Raw genomic sequence first — 16082 nt, forward strand, 5'->3', positions numbered from 1 at the left:
GGGCCTAGTGGAGGTCGAGGATCGACTGGAGCGTGTCCTTGGCGACCTGGATCACCCGGCTGGACGCTTGATAGGCCTGCTGGAAGCGCAGCAGGTCGACCGCTTCGGTATCGAGATTGACGCCCGACACCGCGTCACGCGCCGACAGCGCGTTGGTGCGGATCGCGCCCTGCGCATCGGCGACCTGCTTGCGCGCGGCGAGCGCGGCGGCATTGCCCGAGACGAGCGCGGTCGTGTTCGATTCGAAGGCGCCGCTGGTGCGCAGCGTATCGAGCTTGCCGAGATTGCTATTGTCGCGCGGTCCCGCGCCGACTGCCGCCGCGGCGACGCCGCGCGGGTCGGTCAGCGCTACGGTAATGTCGGTCGGGCTGGTCCCGGTCGCGAACAGCGCGGTGCCGGCTTTCGAATCGAGATCCGCGCCGCCCTGCTGCACCGCGTTGACGCCGTCGGTGAACGACGTCGCGGTCGCGTCGAGCTTGATCCGCGCATCCGATATCCGCTGCGCGCCTTCGACCACGCCCGCCAGCGCGCCGCCGGACGGGGTGACGTTCGCTTGCGAACGCTGCAGCGAAAAGGCGATGACGCCGTCGGTACCGCGCGCGAATTGCAGCGTCTCGGCCTGGTTGCCCGAAACGAACGACGGACCGCCCGCGTTGCCGAGCTTGACCGCGGCGCGGCCGTAGGAATCGATCGACACCGACACGTCGCTGATCGCGCTCATCTGATCGAGGATCGAATCGCGCTGGTCGGCCAGCTGCGCCGCGCCGACGGAGCCGGGCTTGACCCGCGACAGCCCGTCGTTGACCTTCGCGAGCGAGGCGCCAAGCCCGTTGAGCGTGGAGACCGCATTGGCGGCGGTCACGTCGACGTTGCTGTCGAGCTGGTCGAGTGCCTTGCCGGTGGCGCTGAACGATCCCGCGACCGCCGTCGCCTGTTCGAGCAGCGCGGCGCGGGGTGTCGTCGCGGTCGGATCGGCGGCGACCGCCTTGCTCGCGTTGAAGAAGCTGGTCAGCCGGTCGCCGAGCTGGTTGCCGGTCAGCGCGGTCTCGATCTGCCCGAGCCAGGTGATGCTGGTGTCGCTGCGCGCGAGATCCGACTGCGACGTGCGCACGTCGGCATCGCGCAACGCATCGGCCGAGCGCGTGATGCCCGACGTCGTGACGCCGAACCCGCTGCCGTTCACCGTCGCCGAGTTCAGCCCGGTGGCGGGCGCGATCTCGGACAGGTCGGTGGTGCGCTTGGCGTAGCCCGGCGTCGACGCATTGGCGATATTGTCGGAAACGGTGGTCAGCGCGGTCTGATACGCTTTGACGCCACTCGCGCCGATGCTCAGCATGTCGCTCATGGCGTCTTGGCCTCACTCGTCGCTGCGGGGGGCGCCGCTGGGGTCGTCTGCAGCCCGGCCTGCACGCCTGCCTGCGATTTCGCGAGAAACGCGGTCATCGCCTTGCCGATGCCGAGCGGCGCGTGCGCGGCCATGGTCTGCGCGACCTGCGTGTCCTGCATTTCCTTGAACGTATCCATACCCTTGGACCCGAACAGATCGTCCTCGGCGAGATGCGTCGAGCGCATCGCCTTGACCATCATGCCGGTGAACACCGCCTCGAACTTCTTGCCGGCGGCATCGAGGTTGGCGCGGTTCGACAGCCGGCTGGTGTCGGTCGCGACACCACCGACCGCCGAAGGCGCGTTGACCGGGGGAAGGGCAGGGACGTCACTCACAATACGATCAACTCCGCTTTGAGCGATCCCGCTTCCTTGAGCGCCTCGAGGATCGCGACCAGGTCGGCGGGCGACGCGCCGATCGCATTGATCGCCTTGACCACGTCGGACAGTTTGGGACCGGGCGCGATCAGGAACATCGGGTGCTTTTCCTCGTCGACCGCGATGCCCGACTTCTGCGCCTTGGTCGTCTGGCCCTGGCTGAACGGCGCGGGCTGGCTGACGCGTTCGTTCTCGTCGATCCGCACGGTCAGCTTGCCGTGGGTGATCGCGGCGGTGCTGACGCGGACCGCCGAGTTGATCACGACGGTGCCGGTGCGCGCGTTGACGATCACCTTGGCGGGCGGCTCGGCCGAGACGACGGTGAGGTTCTCGATCTCGCTCATCAAGGTCGCGCGGACGTCCCCGCCGATCGGCGCGCGGACCGAGACCGACACGGCGTCGACCGCCTGCGCCACGCCGGTGCCGAAGCGCGCGTTGATCGAACCCGCGACGTTCTGCGCGGTCGTGAAATCGGCGCGCGCCAAGTTGAAGGTCAGCGCGGGCGTGTTCTCGAACCCGGTCTTGACCGCGCGCTCGACCGTCGCGCCTTCGGGAATGCGGCCGGTCGAAGGGATGTTGATGACGATCTGCGACCCGTCCTTGCCCTCGGCACCGAGGCCGCCGACCGCGAGGTTGCCCTGCGCCATCGCATAGATCTGGTTGTCGGCACCGAGCAGCGGCGTCAGGATCAGCGCACCGCCACGCAGCGACTTGGCCTTGCCCATCGAGGCGACGGTGATGTCGAGCTTCTGCCCGGGCTTGGCAAAGGGGGGCAGTTCGGCGGTGATCATCACCACCGCCGCGTTCTTGAGCCCGGGATTGACGTTGGCGGGCAATTGCAGCCCGAAGCGCGAGGTTACCGCCTTCATCGACTGAATGGTATATTCGAGATTGTCGTCGCCGGTGCCGGGCAGCCCGACGACCACGCCATAGCCCGTCAGCTGGTTGGTACGGATCCCCTGGAACCCGCCGAGATCCTTGATCCGGTCGGCCGAGGCGGGGGCCGCGACGACGAGCGCGAGGAGCGTGGCCAGCAGCAGACGCAGCATCAGAACGGACTCACGACGGAGAAGAAGCGACCGAGCCAGCCCTGGCGGCTCGCCCGCGCGACGTCGCCCTTGCCGGTATAGGCGATTTGCGCATCGGCGACCCGGGTCGACGGGACGCGATTGTCGGCGTCGATGTCGGCGGTGCGGATCAGCCCCTTGATCTGGACGAACTCGTCGCCGCGGTTGAGCGTGACCCGCTTCTGGCCTTGTACCAGCATCGTGCCGTTGGGCAGGACGCGGCTGACCGTGACGCTGATCTCGCCCGACAGCGTGTTCGACTGGTCGGCGGCACCGCCGCCCTTGAAGTTGCGGTTGCCGCTGGTCGCGATGTCGGTCCCCTGGAACAGCGCGAGCCGCCCGGTGGTCGGCGGGGTGAACGCCAGGCTGCCCGACGAATCGAGCTTGGAGTTCGCCGACTTGGACGCCGCGGTGCGCTCGACCAGCACGATCGTCAGCGGATCGCCGACGCGGCGGGCGCGGGTCCCTTCATACAGGGCCGCATACCCGTCGCCGACCTGGAAGATCGATCCCGTCGCGGCCGCCGGCGCAAGCGCCGGTTCGGGCATCGCCGCCGAGAAATCGACCGGCGGCGTCTTCTTGCCGAGCAGGCGCGACTCGGCCGCGCTGGGCAAAAACAGCGCAAATCCGACGATCAGCTGGATGGCGAACGGCTTCATGACTCTAGCCATCAGATATTTTGATTAACATATTTGAGCATTTCGTCGGTCGCGGTGATCATTTTTGAATTCACCTCATACGCGCGCTGGGTTTCGATCATGTCGACCAGCTCCTCGACGACGTTGACGTTCGATCCCTCGAGCTGCCCCTGGCGGATATTGCCGCGTCCGTCCTGCCCGGCGATGCCGAGGTTGGCGGCACCGCTCGCCGCGGTCTCGGTCAGGTAATTGTCGCCCTTGCTCAGCAACCCGGCCGAATTGGGGAAGCTCGCGACCTGGATCTGGCCGAGCTCGCTCGGGGTGGTCTGGCCGGGGATCGTCGCCGAGACGGTGCCGTCGGTGCCGATCGTGATCGCGGTCGCGCCCTGCGGCACGGTGATGCCCGGCTGGACCTGATAGCCCTCGCTGGTGATCATCAACCCCTCGGGCGAGCGCGAGAAATTGCCCGCGCGGGTGTAACCGAGCGTGCCGCCCGGCATCTGCACCTGGAAATACCCGTCGCCGTCGAGCGCGAGGTCGAGGCTGTTGTTGGTCGACTGGAATGATCCCTGCGTGTCGATCCGCGCGGTCCCCTGGATCTTGACGCCGGTGCCGAGGTTGAGCCCGGTCGCGTACTTCGTCTCGGACGTGCTCGGCGCGCCCGGCGCGGTCACCGTCTGGTACGCCAGCGTCTCGAACGCGGCGCGGTCCTTCTTGTACGCGGTCGTGTTGACGTTCGCGAGGTTGTTCGAGATGACTCGCATGCGCATGTCCTGGGCATCAAGCCCGGTCCGCGCGATATGCATGGCTGCACTGCCCATCGTCTATTCCTTCAGCTCGGCAGCCGCATCACAGATGCAGCGCTTTCGTCCATGTCCTTGGCCGACTTCATCATGTTGGCCGAAACTTCGTAGCTGCGCTGGTTCTCGATCATGTCGACCAGCGCCTGGGTCATGTTGACGTTCGATCCCTCGAGCGCGCCGCTCTCGACCTTGGCGTCGAGATCCTGCGGCAGCGTGCCGCCGCCCTTGACGTAGAGCAGGTTGTCGAGACCCTTGACCGTCTTGGTGCCGGTCGGGTTGGCCAGCTTGAGCTGGTCGATCACCTGCGGGTTCTTGGCGTCGCCGCCCTGCGGAACGATCGACACGGTGCCGTCCGCCGAGATCGCGATGCTTTGCGCCGGCGGCACGGTGATCGGGCCGCCCGACCCCATCACCGGGAAGCCGTCGCCGGTCTGGAGCACGCCCGACGGCGCGACCTGCAGATCGCCGCGCCGGGTGTAGGCCTCGCTCCCGTCGGGCGACTGGACCGCGAGCCAGCTGTCGCCGGTGATCGCGACGTCGAGCGAACGGCCGGTCTGCTGGATCGCGCCGGAGCTGCGGTCCGCGTCGAGCACGTCGCCAGAGGTCGGCTCGCGCGATTCGAGCGGCGAGCCCTTGAGCGACAGCCGGTCGAACACGACGCGATCGGCGCGAAAGCCGGTCGTCGAGGCGTTCGCCATGTTGTTGGCGATCGCGGCCTGTGACGCGAGATGCGCCTTGAGCCCCGTCGCCGCCGTGTAGACCAGCTTGTCCATGCTGCGCTCCGGTTCTGCCTAGATCAGTTGCGGATGTTGAAGATGGTCTGCGAAATCTGGCCGTTGATATCGAGCGCCTTGGCATTCGCCTGGAAGTTGCGCTGCGCGGCGATCAGATCGACCAGTTCCTCGGTGATATCGACGTTCGAGCCCTCGAGCGTGCCCGCGCTGAGCGACCCGAAGCCGTTCTCGTTCGCCGAGCCGAGCGCGGCCGACCCCGAAATGCCGGTCGCCGACCAATAGCTGTTGCCGGTCTGGCGCAAGCCCGTCGGGTTGGCGAAGTTGGCGAGCGCGACCTTGCCGAGCGCGACCGTGTCGCCGTTCGAATAATTGGCCGAGACGATCCCCTGCTTGTCGACCGACACGCCGGCGAGCTCGCCGACCGAGGCACCGTCCGCGGTCTTGGCGTTGACCGAGAAGGGGCTCGACTGTTGCGTCGATCCCGTCAGGTCGAGCTTGATCGTCTGCGCGACGCCGCCGGTGGTCGGATTGAACGAGTCATAGGTCACCGACGACGGCGTCGAGGACAGGTTGCCGGACGCATCGAACGTCACCGGCGTTCCCGCATTCGATCCGCCGACCTTGAGTTCCTGGTCGCCGACATAGCTGTGGACGGACCATGAATCGGCACCGGTATGGACATAATAGCTGGTGAGCGTGCTCGCCTTGCCCGCCGAATCGTAGATCGTCGTCGCGGTCGAGCTGTTGTAGCTGGATGCGTTGGTCGGCGAGAAGGGCGCGGACGGGGTCGACGCCGCGGCGTACAGGTTGATCTTCAGCGCGACGTTGGCGGTGGCCGCGGGCGTGCCGTTGGTCTCGGGCAGGTTGAGCGCGATCAGGCCGTCGGTGCCGCTGGCGGTGGTGTTGCCCTTCGCGTCGACCGGATAGCCGAGCAGCGCCGACCCTTGCGCGTCGACGATGTTGTGCGTCGCCGGATCGACCTGGAACGCGCCGTTGCGGGTGTAGGCGGTCGCGGTGTTCACGCCGCTGGTCTTGACCGCGAAGAAGCCGTCGCCGGTGATCGCGAGGTCGAGCGACGAGCCGGTCGTCTTGAGGTTGCCCTCGCCGAACTGCTGGCGGTTCGACTTCACCACCGCGCCCGAGCCGACCAGCTTGGTCGGATCGGTCGCGATGCTCGAGGCGATGACGTCGGCGAAATCGGTGCGGCTCTTCTTGAAGCCGTTGGTCGAGACGTTGGCGAGGTTGTGCGAGACGGTCGAGAGTTCGGTCTGCGCGGCCTGCAGGCCGCTGAGCGAGGTATAGAAGGACATCGGGTTGCTCCTGTGAATCGATTAGACGGGAAGGGGATCAGCCGACCTGGCGGACGGCGCTGGCGGCGACTTGCCCGATGCCGGGCAGGGTGAGCATCGGCTCGCCCGACGCGGGCAGCGAAACCGCGGCGACCGGCGCCCAGACGAGATTGCGCGACGTGACGCTGGCCCCGCCGTTCGCCGCATTGACCGAGACGGTGAACGGGCCGGTTCCCGCCTCCGCGCCGTCCGCGGTCTTGCCGTCCCAGTCGTAGGTCGCGGTGCCGGCCTTCTGCGCGCCGAGCGACAGCGTGTTGAGCGTCTGCCCGTTGGCGTCCTTGATCGACACGGTGACGTCGGTCGCATCCTTGTCGAGCTCGACCGCGCCGGCGAGGCCGCCCGCCGAACGGCCGTAGGCGGTCGACCCTTCGGTCAGCACGGTCTTGCCGACATAGGCGAGCGCGTCGCTGGGCGTCGTCGCGCCGAGCTTGTCCTGGATCGCCTTCAGGGTGGTGCCCATGTCGGCGATCCCCGACGTGCTCGAGATCTGCGCGAGCTGCGCGACCATCTGGGTGTTGTCGACCGGTGAGAACGGGTCCTGGTTGTTGAGCTGCGCGGTCATCAGCTTGAGGAAATCGCCGGTGCCGAGCGACGAGGAGGACGACGTCTTGGCGGCATTCGCCGCGGCGGTGCTGCTGGCATTGATGCCGAGGCTGGTGAGCGTGGAGTCGAAAGTGGAGGCCATGATCAGCGTCCCAGTTTGAGGGTATCGAGGATGAGCGACTTCGCGGTCTGCATGACCTCGACGTTGTTCTGGTAGCTCCGCGAGGTCTCCATCATGTCGACCAGCTCGCGGGTTTCATCGACGCCCGACTGCCAGATGTTGCCATCCTTGTCGGCGAGCGGATGCGACGGATCGTAGACCTTGGTCGGGCCTTCGCCCGCGGTGACGATGCTCTCGACATTGACGGTCGCGAGACCGGAGGCCTTGTCATATTGCGTGCGGAAGACCGGCTTGATCGTCTTGTAGGCGGTCTCCGCGCTGCTCGTGACCGCGCCCGCATTGGCGAGGTTCGACGCGGTGGTGTTCATCCGCACGAGCTGCGCGGACATCGCGCGCCCGGCGACCTGAAAGATGGAAAGCGGTTGTTCGGCCATCTGTTATTCGCCCTTCAGAGCACGGGTGATCTGGCCGATCCGCCCGTTGAGGAAGGAGAGCGTCGTCTGGTAGGCGACAGCATTCTCGGCGAAGGCGGTCTGCTCGGTCGACAGTTCGACCGTATTGCCGTCCAGCGAGGGCTGCGACGCGGTACGGTAGCGCATGGCGCCGGCGATGCTGGCGCTGCCGCCGGTGTCGACCGCATTCTCGGCGGTCGCCAGCGCGGTATTGAAATCAATGTCCTGCGCCTTGAACCCGGGAGTCGAAGCGTTCGCGATATTGGACGCAAGGACACCCATGCGCTGCGAGCGCACCTCGAGTGCCGCCCCATGTACCCCGAACAGTCCTTCGCTGGGCATCGCCCGTCTCCAGCGCATGATTGCGCAGCCAGGTCTCAGCAAGGGGCGTGCCAAATGCGCATGGGGTCGGGCCGGCAAGCAAAGCGGTGGAAAAGCGGCAATGGCTTGCCGGACGGCGGCAAACCGGTTGCCGCCCCCCTGCCGTCGCGTCGGCAAAAGCGAGACCTCTGCGAAACCATCCGTGTTCTCCCGCGAAAGCGGGAGCCCAGGAGTCGCGAGAGCTGTTGGCTGTTGTTTTGGTTGGCTCTGGATTCCCGCCTTCGCGGGAAACAGCAAACGGGGGGGGCGGGAACCGACTTCGGCAAAAGTCTCGCACAAGCCGGAGTGGCGGGGTTAGACCAAACCTAAACCGTCACCAGTTTGGCCCACGGCTTGCAGTGCGTCCTGCGATGTCCATGACCCTTGCCCCGTTCCTCGACCCCATCGCCTTCGCCATCGTCGTCGGCGGTACGGTGACCGCTGCGGCGCTGCGGACCCCCGCGGGGGACATCGGCCGGGGGATGGCGGCGCTTCGCACGCTGGCTGCGCCGCGCTTTGCGGCGGATCCGCTGGTCGATCAGATCGCCGCGTTCGGGCGGATCGCCAAGCGACACGGCGTGCTCGCGCTCGACCGCTCGGTGATCGCCGACCCCGACATCGCCGCCGCGGTCGCCGCGATCGTCGATGGGGCCGCGCCCGAGGACATCGCGGAATTGCTCCGCCAGCGCCGCCGCGCGCGTGCCGAACGGGCCGCCGCCGTCGCGGAGCTGTGGTCCGGTGCCGCCGAGACCGCCCCTGCGATGGGGATGGTCGGCACGCTGATCGGGCTGGTCGGGATGTTCGTCAAAATGCAGGATCCGCATGCGATCGGCGCGTCGATGGCAGTGGCGTTGCTCGCCACCTTATATGGCGCGTTGCTCGCCAATCTGGTGCTGGCACCGATCGCCGCCCGGCTCCGCCGGATCGCGCGCGACGAGGCGGTCGAGCGGTTGCGGCTCGAACCCCCGCTGATCGCGCTGGCAACCCGCGAACAGCCGCGCCGACCGCTCGCCGTGGCGAAATCGGCATGATCGCGCGCGACGACGACCTTCCTGAAATCGCCCCCGCGCGCCCGGCGTGGCTGATGACGCTCGCCGATCTGGCATTGCTGCTCGTCGCGTTCTTCGTCTTCATGCAGGCCAATCAGCTCGACGGAGGCACGCTGGCCCGCGGGATCCGCGCCGGTTTCGGGGGCGCGGATACCGGTGCCGACGTTCCGCCGGCGCCGATGCCGGTCGCGGCCAGCGCGCTGGACGGCTTTGCGCCGGGGTCGGCGGAGGTGCCGGCCCCGGTCGCGCCGCTGGTCGGCTGGGCGACCGAGGCGCTGCGCGATCCGCGCGCCACCCTTGCGGTGACCGGGATGGTCGACGGCACCACCACCGACGTCGACGCGGCGACGCAGAGTCCGGCGCTGCTGGCCGCCGACCGCGCGCGTAGCGTTGCCAGCGTCCTGATCGCCCATGGGATCGACCCCCGCCGCATTGCCCTTACCGCTGCCGGTCATCCCGGTCGCCGCAGCGTCAGCGTGACGACGGGGTTTGCCGGCAACCGGCAATCCGTTGCCGCGCCGGTTGCCGCTCCTCCTGCCGCCCATACAAGGACCTGATCCATCATGCGCCGTTTGCCGCTGCTGTTCCTCGGCCTCGTCGCCATCCCGGCCTTTGCCGCGCCCGCCTTCGCTGCGCCGTTCCAGGATACCGGCGCGATCGATCGCGCGGTTGCCGCCTTCACCGGCCACGGCGTCGGGAATGAAGGCGGCGCGCGCACGCCCGTGGATGCGCGGCTGAAGCTTGCCGCCTGTCCGATGGTGTCGATGGCGTGGCGCACCGATACGCATGATGCGGTGGTCGTGACCTGCACCGGTCCCGAATGGCGGTTGTTCGTTGCGGTGAAACTCCCCGCCGTCCTGCCAAAGGGCGCAAGCCCCCTGGTCATCACCCCGAGCGCGCAGCCCGCCGCGATCAAGGCGGTCTATGTCATCAAGCGCGGCGATCCGGTGACGATCAGTGCGGGGTCGCCCGGCTTCTCGATCACGCGCGAGGGCGTCGCGGTCGGCGATGCGGTCGTGGGCGGGCGGTTCATGGTCAAGGTCGACGACCAGAAGAACCCGGTCCAGGCGGTCGCGATCGCCGCGGGCAGCGCGACCCTGCCGGGTTGGACAGAATGATTTAAGCTTTGCCGCAACCGGTCGTTATACCCTTCGTCATCTCTTCCCAAAGGTGCTGATGTGGTGGACGCGATCGGACCCAAGACTGTTTCAACGCCGGATCGGCTGGTCGTATCGACCACGCCGGTGACGACGGTCGCCAGCGTGGCAAAGCAACCCGCCGAGGTCGCGCGGCAGCCGCTCGAACTGTCGGCGATTGCCTCGGAGGTCGGCAAGGGCGTGCCGGTCGACAGCCAGCATGTCGAGGATGTCCGCCGTGCGGTGCGCAACGGGACCTATCCGATCACCCCCGACACGATCGCGGATCGCATGCTTGCGTTGAAGCTCAACTGGAGCCCCAAGAAATGACGCCCCCCGCAACGCGCCGAGACGCGCTGATCGCCGTGATCGAAGCGCTTCATGCGGAGATCGCCGCGCTCAAGACCAACGACGTCGGTGCGCTGGAGCGCGCGACGACCGACAAATTGATGCGGATCGAAGCGGTTGCGGCATTCGGCGACACGCCGCCGGGCGCTGAGATGCGCGCGCTGGCCCAGGAAGCCCAGCGGCTGAACGACACCTGCCGGATCTACGTCAACCTGATGGCGGCAAATGTTCGCCGCCGCCTGCAAAATCTGACCGGTTCGGCCGGCATGGCGATGGGGGCGGCACCGGGCACGGTGTATCGCGCGGGGATGGGGCTGGCGGCGTTCGCCTGAAGGGCGGCGGCGTCGCTACCTTTTCATAACCGCTTCCCCGGCGAAGGCCGGGGTCCAGTCGCGCAGGTTTTCATAACGAAGCGCTGACCTTCGCCACTTCTGCTCCTCGACTGGGCCCCGGCCTTCGCCGGGGAAGCAGACAGTTGAAGGAAGCAGCACCCCCCGAAAACTGGCACGTCTCTTGCTGATACCGGGCTGTCCGCCTCATCGCGGATCAACAGCCGGGGACCAATGCCTTTCAATCCGCTTTCCATTCTGAACGGGGCCGTCGATGCATCCGGCGCGGGCGGATCGATTCGCAGCGCGATTGCGAACGCAAGCCAGAAAACCGGCATCGACTTCAACTATCTGATGGGCCAGGCCAAGCTCGAGAGCGGGATGCGCGCCAACGCGCATTCGGGATCGTCGAGCGCGAGCGGCCTGTATCAGTTCGTCGACCAGAGCTGGTTGCGCGTGGTCAAGGCGCATGGCGCGGAACACGGCCTCGGCTGGGCCGCGAACGCGATCTCGACCAGCGCGAGCGGCAAGGCGGTCGTCAACGACCCCGCGACCCGCCAGGCGATCCTGTCGCTCCGCAACGATCCGACCGCGGCCTCGCTGATGGCGGCGGCGCACGCCAGCGACAACAAGGGCGCGATCGAAGGGTCGCTCGGGCGCGCCGCGACCAGCACCGATCTCTACATGGCGCATTTCCTTGGCCTGGGCGGCGCGCGGCAGTTCCTCACCGCGATGCAGACCAATCCCGACCGCAGCGGCGCGGCTATGTTCCCCGCCGCCGCCAATGCCAACCGCAGCGTCTTCTACGATTCGACTGGCGCGTCGCGCTCGCTCGGCCAGATCTACGGCCGTTTCGCCGCAAAGCTCGACGCGGCGAGCGGCACGCAGGGAAGCGATGGCACTTCGGGCCTGTCCGCAACGCGGCTCGGCGAATGGGGCGCGGACGTCATTCCCGGCAATGGCGAGGAATCCACCTCCAACGCCGCGGTCTGGGCGCAGAATACGCTCGCCCAACTCAGCGGAACGTCGAGCTTGTCGGGCACCCGCACCGAAACCGCGAGCCTGCTCCGCCCGACCCCGAATACCGCGCGGCTCGCGTACATGATGCTCGCGACGATGGGAGCCTGATCCAGTGGCACTGTCCCCCAAGCCCGGTGGCGTGATGCCGCTGCTGCGTTCCGCCGCGCTGCCGGTCGCGATCCTTTTGCTCGTCGTGCTGATGGTCGTGCCGATTCCGGCGGCGATGCTCGACGTGTTCTTCATCATGAACATCACGATCAGCCTCGCGGTGCTGATGGTCAGCCTCAACGCGCAGAAGCCGCTCGATTTCTCCGCCTTCCCGACCGTGCTGCTGTTCGCCACTTTGTTCCGCCTGAGCCTCAACGTCGCCTCCACGCGCGTCGTGCTGGTCCACGGGCATGAGGGCGAGAGCGCCGCGGGCCACGTGATCGAGGCGTTCGGGACGTTCCTGATCGGCGGCGATTATGTCGTCGGCCTGTTCGTCTTCGCGATCCTCGTGATCATCAACATGATCGTCGTCACCAAGGGCGCGGGCCGCGTGTCCGAAGTCAGCGCGCGCTTCACGCTCGACGCGTTGCCGGGCAAGCAGATGGCGATCGACGCGGATCTCAACGCCGGGCTGATCACCCCCGACGAAGCCAAGGCGCGCCGGATCGAGGTCTCAACCGAGGCCGATTTCTACGGCTCGATGGACGGTTCGTCCAAGTTCGTGAAGGGCGACGCGGTCGCCGGCCTGCTGATCCTCGCCGCGAACATCGTCGGCGGGCTGATCCTCGGCCCCGTCAGCCACGGCATGACGATCGCTGATGCGGCGCATAATTACGTGCTGCTCGCGATCGGCGATGCGCTCGTCGCGCAGATCCCGTCGCTGATGCTGTCGATCGCCGCCGCCGCGATCGTGACTCGCGTCACCTCCAGCATGGATCTCGCGGGCCAGATCGGCAGCCAGTTCGGCTCGGCGCGGACGTGGACGCCGGTCGCGATCATCCTTGCGCTGCTCGGGCTGATGCCGGGGATGCCGCATCTGGTGATCCTTCCCGCCGCCGGGCTCGCCGGGTTCGCCGCGTGGAAGATGCGCCAGGCGTCGCGCCGCCCGGCCCCGGTCGAGGTGGTCGCGCCCGAGCCGGTCGATCATTCGAAGATCGGCTGGGACGAAGTGTCGGACCTCATGCAGGTCAACCTCGACATCGGTTACGGCCTGGTGCCGCTGGTCGACGAACGTCGCGGTGCGCCTTTGATGGGCCGGATCACCGGGGTCCGCCGCCAATTGTCGAAGGACATGGGCTTCGTCATCCCGCAGGTCCGCGTCCGCGACGACATCAACCTGCCGCCCTACACCTACCGGATCATCGTCGGCGGCGTGGTCGTCGGCGAGGACAGCGTCTCGCCCGACGAAATGCTCGCGCTCGACACCGGGCAGGCGATCGGCGGGCTGATGGGCAAGCGCGCGAAGGACCCGACCTTCGGGCTCGACGCGGTGTGGATCGCGGCGGGGGATGCGGATGCGGCTACGGGTGCGGGCTATCTCGTGGTCGATCCGGGCACCGTCATGGCGACGCACCTCAACCACCAGCTGACCCAGCATTCGGCCGAGCTGCTCGGCCCCGACGAAGTCCAGTCGCTGCTCGACGGGTTGAAGGACCGGGCCGCCAGCCTCGTCGCGTCGCTGTCGCCCAACCCGCTCCCGCTGACGACGCTGACGCAGGTGTTGAAGGGGCTGCTCGCGGAGAACATCCCGCTCAAGGAATTCCGCCGGATCGCCGCCGCGATCGCGGTCGCCGCGCAGCGCACCGCCGATGCCGAGGAAATCATCGAGGCGATCCGCCCCGACCTCGGCGGGCTGATCATCGGAAAGATCTGCGGCGTGCGCGAGCCGCTCCGCGTAATGACGCTGGAGGGCGGGCTCGAGGGGCTGCTCGGCCAGGCGATGCGCGCCGATCCGTCGCGCCGCCACACGATCGAGCCCGATCTCGGCCGTCGCATCGTCGATGCGCTGCAACGCGCGGCACAGCCGCTGGTGGACGAGGCCAAGCCGTTCGCGCTCGTCGTCCAGCCCGCGATCCGCGTCGCGATCCGCAAGCTGGTCAAGACCTGCCTGCCCGACATTCCGGTGATGAGCTTCTTCGAAGTGCCGGAAGAAAAAGCCGTCGAAGTCGTCGCCGTGATCGGCGCTCCCGGAGCTCTCCCAGCATGATGCAGCTTTCGCCCACCGCCTTCTCGGATGCGCAGCCTTTGGTCTATGGCCGCACCGCCGCCGCGCCCGACCTCAAGTTGCTCGCGAAGAAGCATTTGCCGCTAGTCCGGCGGATCGCGTGGCATGTCCACGGCAGCATGTCCTCCTCGGTCGAGGTCGAGGATCTCGTCCAGATCGGGCTGGTCGCCTTGGTCGAGGCGGCAGGTGCGTTCGAGGAGCGCGGGCAGGTGACGTTCGAGCAATATCTCATGACGCGCGTGCGCGGCGCGATGATCGATGCGCTGCGGCGTTCGGCTACGCTCACGCGCGGCGCGATGCAGCGCAAGCGGCTGTATGCGCAGACGGTGGCGGCGATGACGACCGAGCTTGGAAGCGCGCCCGACGAGGCGGCGGTCGCGGCGCGGCTGGGCGTGTCGCACGAGAAACTGCGGATCGATTATGCAAGCGCGCAGCCGGTTCGATTGGAGCCGATCGAGGATTTGTATTCGGACGAAGGCCCGTGGTTCGCAAGCGACGAACCCGACGCCTTCGCGCAGCTTTCGGAGAGCGAAGAACGCGACACGCTGATCACCGCGATCACGTCGCTTCCCGAGCGCGAGGCGCTGGTGATCCAGCTTTATTATGTCGAGGAAATGAACCTCGAGGAGATCGGGCTGGTGATCGGCGTCGGCGCGGCGCGGGTGTGCCAGATCAAGGCGTCGGCGCATGCCAAGCTCAAGAAGGCGATGCTGGGGTAGCGTCCGTCATTGCCCCCTCTCGCTCTTCCCCGGCGAAGGCCGGGGCCCAGGAGCGAAACGGGAGAAGTCGAAGGACTGCGCTTCGTTACCTCAGCCACTTCGATTGGGCCCCGGCCTTCGCCGGGGAAGTGCACCGTTAGGGAGGAAAAGCTAAATCAGCGCACGCGAGGCTGAAGAAAGCGTTCCCGAAATACCACCGTCAGCCACACCCAACGCCTTCCCGGCGAAGGCCGGGGCCCAGGAGCGAAACGGGGAAGTCGAAAGACTGCGCTCCGTTACCTCGACCACTTCGCCTGGGAAGTGCACCGTTAGGGAGGAAGAGCTAAATCAGCGCACGCGAGGCTGAAGAAAGCGTTCCCGAAATACCCCCGTCAGCCACACCGAACGCCTTCCCGGCGAAGGCCGGGGCCCAGGAGCGAAACGGGGGAAGTCGAAAGACTGCGCTCCGTTACCTCGACCACTTCGATTGGGCCCCGGCCTTCGCCGGGGAAGTGCACCGTTAGGGAGGAAAAGCTAAATCAGCGCACGCGAGGCTGAAGAAAGCGTTCCCGAAATACCACCGTCAGCCACACCGAACGCCTCCCCGGCGAAGGCCGGGGCCCAGTAGCGAAACGGGGAAGTCGAAGGACTGCGCTTCGTTACCTCAGCCACTTCGCCTGGGCCCCGGCCTCCGCCGGGGAAGTGCAAAAGCGCAGGGGACGTTCGCGCGCAAATCAGTCGCCCGACGCCATCCCCTGCTTCCGCGCGCCCACGATCATCTTTCGCGCGATCCCGCGCACGGCCTCGTCATCCTGCGTCCCGTCGCTTGCCGGATCGCCTAGATGATCCAGGCTCCCCTCGAGATAATCGAGCAGCCCCGGATGCTTATCCTCGACATATTCCATCAGCTTGAACAGCAGATGCTCGGTCGCGATCTCGCGCTGGCGGACCTGAATTGTGGTGTCGTCGCTCATCATCGCCTCCGGGATTACCGCTCGACCGACTTGGTCAACACAGGGGTCTGCTGATGCTGGACGACGCGCCACACTTCGTGCTCGAGCCGACGGATCACCGACGAACAATGCGCTTCATAGGCCTCATCGCCGCGCTGCGCGTGGACGTGATAGCCGATCACGATCAGCCCTTCCTGCGGGCGCGAGACGGTCCGTTCGGTGAGCTCGGCGCTGTCCCACACCGGCGTGTCGGCGACCGCGTCGATCGCGGCTGTACCCTGCAGCACGAACGGCGGGCGGGGGAGGACCATCACCACCTCGGGGTCGACCTTTTCGCGGTAATTGTCAGGCCCTTCGGTCCAGAGGCTTTCCTCGAAGCTCCACAGCCGTGCGTCTTCCATCATCATTCTCCCGAGTGTCAGGGGAGGAAGGCCGGACGGCGCAAATCGTTCCGAACAAAGGGTCATGGCACGACAGCCGGGGGGCAGATCCGCCCGGAGAGTTTC

At 67.2% G+C, this 16082-nt stretch carries 20 protein-coding genes; 8 read left to right on the plus strand and 12 right to left on the minus strand.

Annotation, left to right across the window (positions count from 1 at the left end):
• Window positions 1–4: 4 nt before the first annotated feature.
• Genes flgK through flgB form a run of 10 tightly spaced genes read right to left on the minus strand, consistent with a single transcriptional unit; the run spans window position 5 to window position 7813 of the window.
• Complete coding sequence (gene flgK, locus L8G49_RS11055) at window positions 5–1345, minus strand: flagellar hook-associated protein FlgK (RefSeq protein ID WP_242185710.1); 1341 nt, start codon at window positions 1343–1345, stop codon at window positions 5–7.
• The gene (locus L8G49_RS11060; protein WP_242185712.1) at window positions 1342–1722 is read right to left on the minus strand and encodes a rod-binding protein; all 381 of its coding nucleotides are present in this window, start codon (window positions 1720–1722) and stop codon (window positions 1342–1344) included. Before L8G49_RS11060 ends, flgK begins: the two co-directional genes overlap by 4 nt.
• Complete coding sequence (locus L8G49_RS11065) at window positions 1719–2813, minus strand: flagellar basal body P-ring protein FlgI (protein WP_242185714.1); 1095 nt, start codon at window positions 2811–2813, stop codon at window positions 1719–1721. Before L8G49_RS11065 ends, L8G49_RS11060 begins: the two co-directional genes overlap by 4 nt.
• On the minus strand, window positions 2813–3490 hold the full coding sequence (locus tag L8G49_RS11070) for a flagellar basal body L-ring protein FlgH (protein ID WP_242138184.1): 678 nt from the start codon (window positions 3488–3490) through the stop codon (window positions 2813–2815). The genes L8G49_RS11065 and L8G49_RS11070 overlap by 1 nt, the downstream gene beginning before the upstream one ends.
• An 11-nt stretch (window positions 3491–3501) precedes the next feature.
• Complete coding sequence (gene flgG / locus L8G49_RS11075; RefSeq protein ID WP_242138185.1) at window positions 3502–4290, minus strand: flagellar basal-body rod protein FlgG; 789 nt, start codon at window positions 4288–4290, stop codon at window positions 3502–3504.
• A gap of 11 nt (window positions 4291–4301) precedes the next feature.
• A complete protein-coding gene (flgF, locus tag L8G49_RS11080; RefSeq protein WP_242138186.1) occupies window positions 4302–5045 on the minus strand; it encodes a flagellar basal-body rod protein FlgF in 744 nt (247 codons plus the stop codon).
• A 23-nt stretch (window positions 5046–5068) separates the two neighbouring features.
• Window positions 5069–6316: a flagellar hook protein FlgE gene (locus tag L8G49_RS11085; RefSeq protein WP_242138187.1), complete on the minus strand. Its 1248-nt coding sequence runs from the start codon at window positions 6314–6316 to the stop codon at window positions 5069–5071.
• A gap of 37 nt (window positions 6317–6353) precedes the next feature.
• Window positions 6354–7040 (minus strand): flagellar hook capping FlgD N-terminal domain-containing protein, encoded by a 687-nt coding sequence (locus tag L8G49_RS11090; RefSeq protein ID WP_242138188.1) that lies wholly within the window; start codon window positions 7038–7040, stop codon window positions 6354–6356.
• A 2-nt stretch (window positions 7041–7042) separates the two neighbouring features.
• Window positions 7043–7453, minus strand: a complete 411-nt coding sequence (flgC, locus tag L8G49_RS11095) for a flagellar basal body rod protein FlgC (RefSeq protein WP_242138189.1) — start codon at window positions 7451–7453, stop codon at window positions 7043–7045.
• 3 nt (window positions 7454–7456) lie between these two features.
• Window positions 7457–7813 carry a flagellar basal body rod protein FlgB gene (flgB, locus tag L8G49_RS11100; RefSeq protein WP_242138190.1) on the minus strand — a complete coding sequence of 119 codons (357 nt, stop codon included), beginning with the start codon at window positions 7811–7813 and terminating at the stop codon, window positions 7457–7459.
• Window positions 7814–8208: 395 nt separating this feature from the next.
• On the opposite strand from flgB, the gene L8G49_RS11105 reads away from it, so the two are divergent.
• The 8 genes from L8G49_RS11105 to L8G49_RS11140 all read left to right on the plus strand — a co-directional run bounded on the left by L8G49_RS11105 (window position 8209) and on the right by L8G49_RS11140 (window position 14644).
• Complete coding sequence (locus L8G49_RS11105; RefSeq protein WP_242185716.1) at window positions 8209–8862, plus strand: MotA/TolQ/ExbB proton channel family protein; 654 nt, start codon at window positions 8209–8211, stop codon at window positions 8860–8862.
• A complete protein-coding gene (locus L8G49_RS11110) occupies window positions 8859–9437 on the plus strand; it encodes an OmpA family protein (RefSeq protein ID WP_242185718.1) in 579 nt (192 codons plus the stop codon). Before L8G49_RS11105 ends, L8G49_RS11110 begins: the two co-directional genes overlap by 4 nt.
• A gap of 6 nt (window positions 9438–9443) precedes the next feature.
• Window positions 9444–9998 carry a flagella basal body P-ring formation protein FlgA gene (locus tag L8G49_RS11115; protein ID WP_242138193.1) on the plus strand — a complete coding sequence of 185 codons (555 nt, stop codon included), beginning with the start codon at window positions 9444–9446 and terminating at the stop codon, window positions 9996–9998.
• A 63-nt stretch (window positions 9999–10061) separates the two neighbouring features.
• The gene (locus L8G49_RS11120; RefSeq protein WP_242138194.1) at window positions 10062–10346 is read left to right on the plus strand and encodes a flagellar biosynthesis anti-sigma factor FlgM; all 285 of its coding nucleotides are present in this window, start codon (window positions 10062–10064) and stop codon (window positions 10344–10346) included.
• The gene (locus L8G49_RS11125; protein ID WP_242185719.1) at window positions 10343–10696 is read left to right on the plus strand and encodes a flagellar protein FlgN; all 354 of its coding nucleotides are present in this window, start codon (window positions 10343–10345) and stop codon (window positions 10694–10696) included. The genes L8G49_RS11120 and L8G49_RS11125 overlap by 4 nt, the downstream gene beginning before the upstream one ends.
• A 231-nt stretch (window positions 10697–10927) precedes the next feature.
• Entirely contained in the window at window positions 10928–11821 is an 894-nt protein-coding gene (locus tag L8G49_RS11130; RefSeq protein ID WP_242185720.1) for a lytic transglycosylase domain-containing protein, read from the plus strand.
• Window positions 11822–11855: 34 nt separating this feature from the next.
• The gene (gene flhA, locus L8G49_RS11135) at window positions 11856–13907 is read left to right on the plus strand and encodes a flagellar biosynthesis protein FlhA (RefSeq protein ID WP_242138727.1); all 2052 of its coding nucleotides are present in this window, start codon (window positions 11856–11858) and stop codon (window positions 13905–13907) included.
• Window positions 13904–14644 carry a FliA/WhiG family RNA polymerase sigma factor gene (locus tag L8G49_RS11140; protein ID WP_242185721.1) on the plus strand — a complete coding sequence of 247 codons (741 nt, stop codon included), beginning with the start codon at window positions 13904–13906 and terminating at the stop codon, window positions 14642–14644. The genes flhA and L8G49_RS11140 overlap by 4 nt, the downstream gene beginning before the upstream one ends.
• Window positions 14645–15357: 713 nt before the next feature.
• Here L8G49_RS11140 and L8G49_RS11145 read toward each other — a convergent pair.
• On the minus strand, window positions 15358–15600 hold the full coding sequence (locus L8G49_RS11145) for a hypothetical protein (RefSeq protein WP_242185722.1): 243 nt from the start codon (window positions 15598–15600) through the stop codon (window positions 15358–15360).
• Between the two features lie 11 nt (window positions 15601–15611).
• Complete coding sequence (locus L8G49_RS11150; RefSeq protein ID WP_242185725.1) at window positions 15612–15983, minus strand: DUF4440 domain-containing protein; 372 nt, start codon at window positions 15981–15983, stop codon at window positions 15612–15614.
• Window positions 15984–16082: the final 99 nt, after the last annotated feature.

The sequence above is a fragment of the Sphingomonas sp. CARO-RG-8B-R24-01 genome (assembly GCF_022662295.1).
GTDB lineage: Bacteria > Pseudomonadota > Alphaproteobacteria > Sphingomonadales > Sphingomonadaceae > Sphingomonas.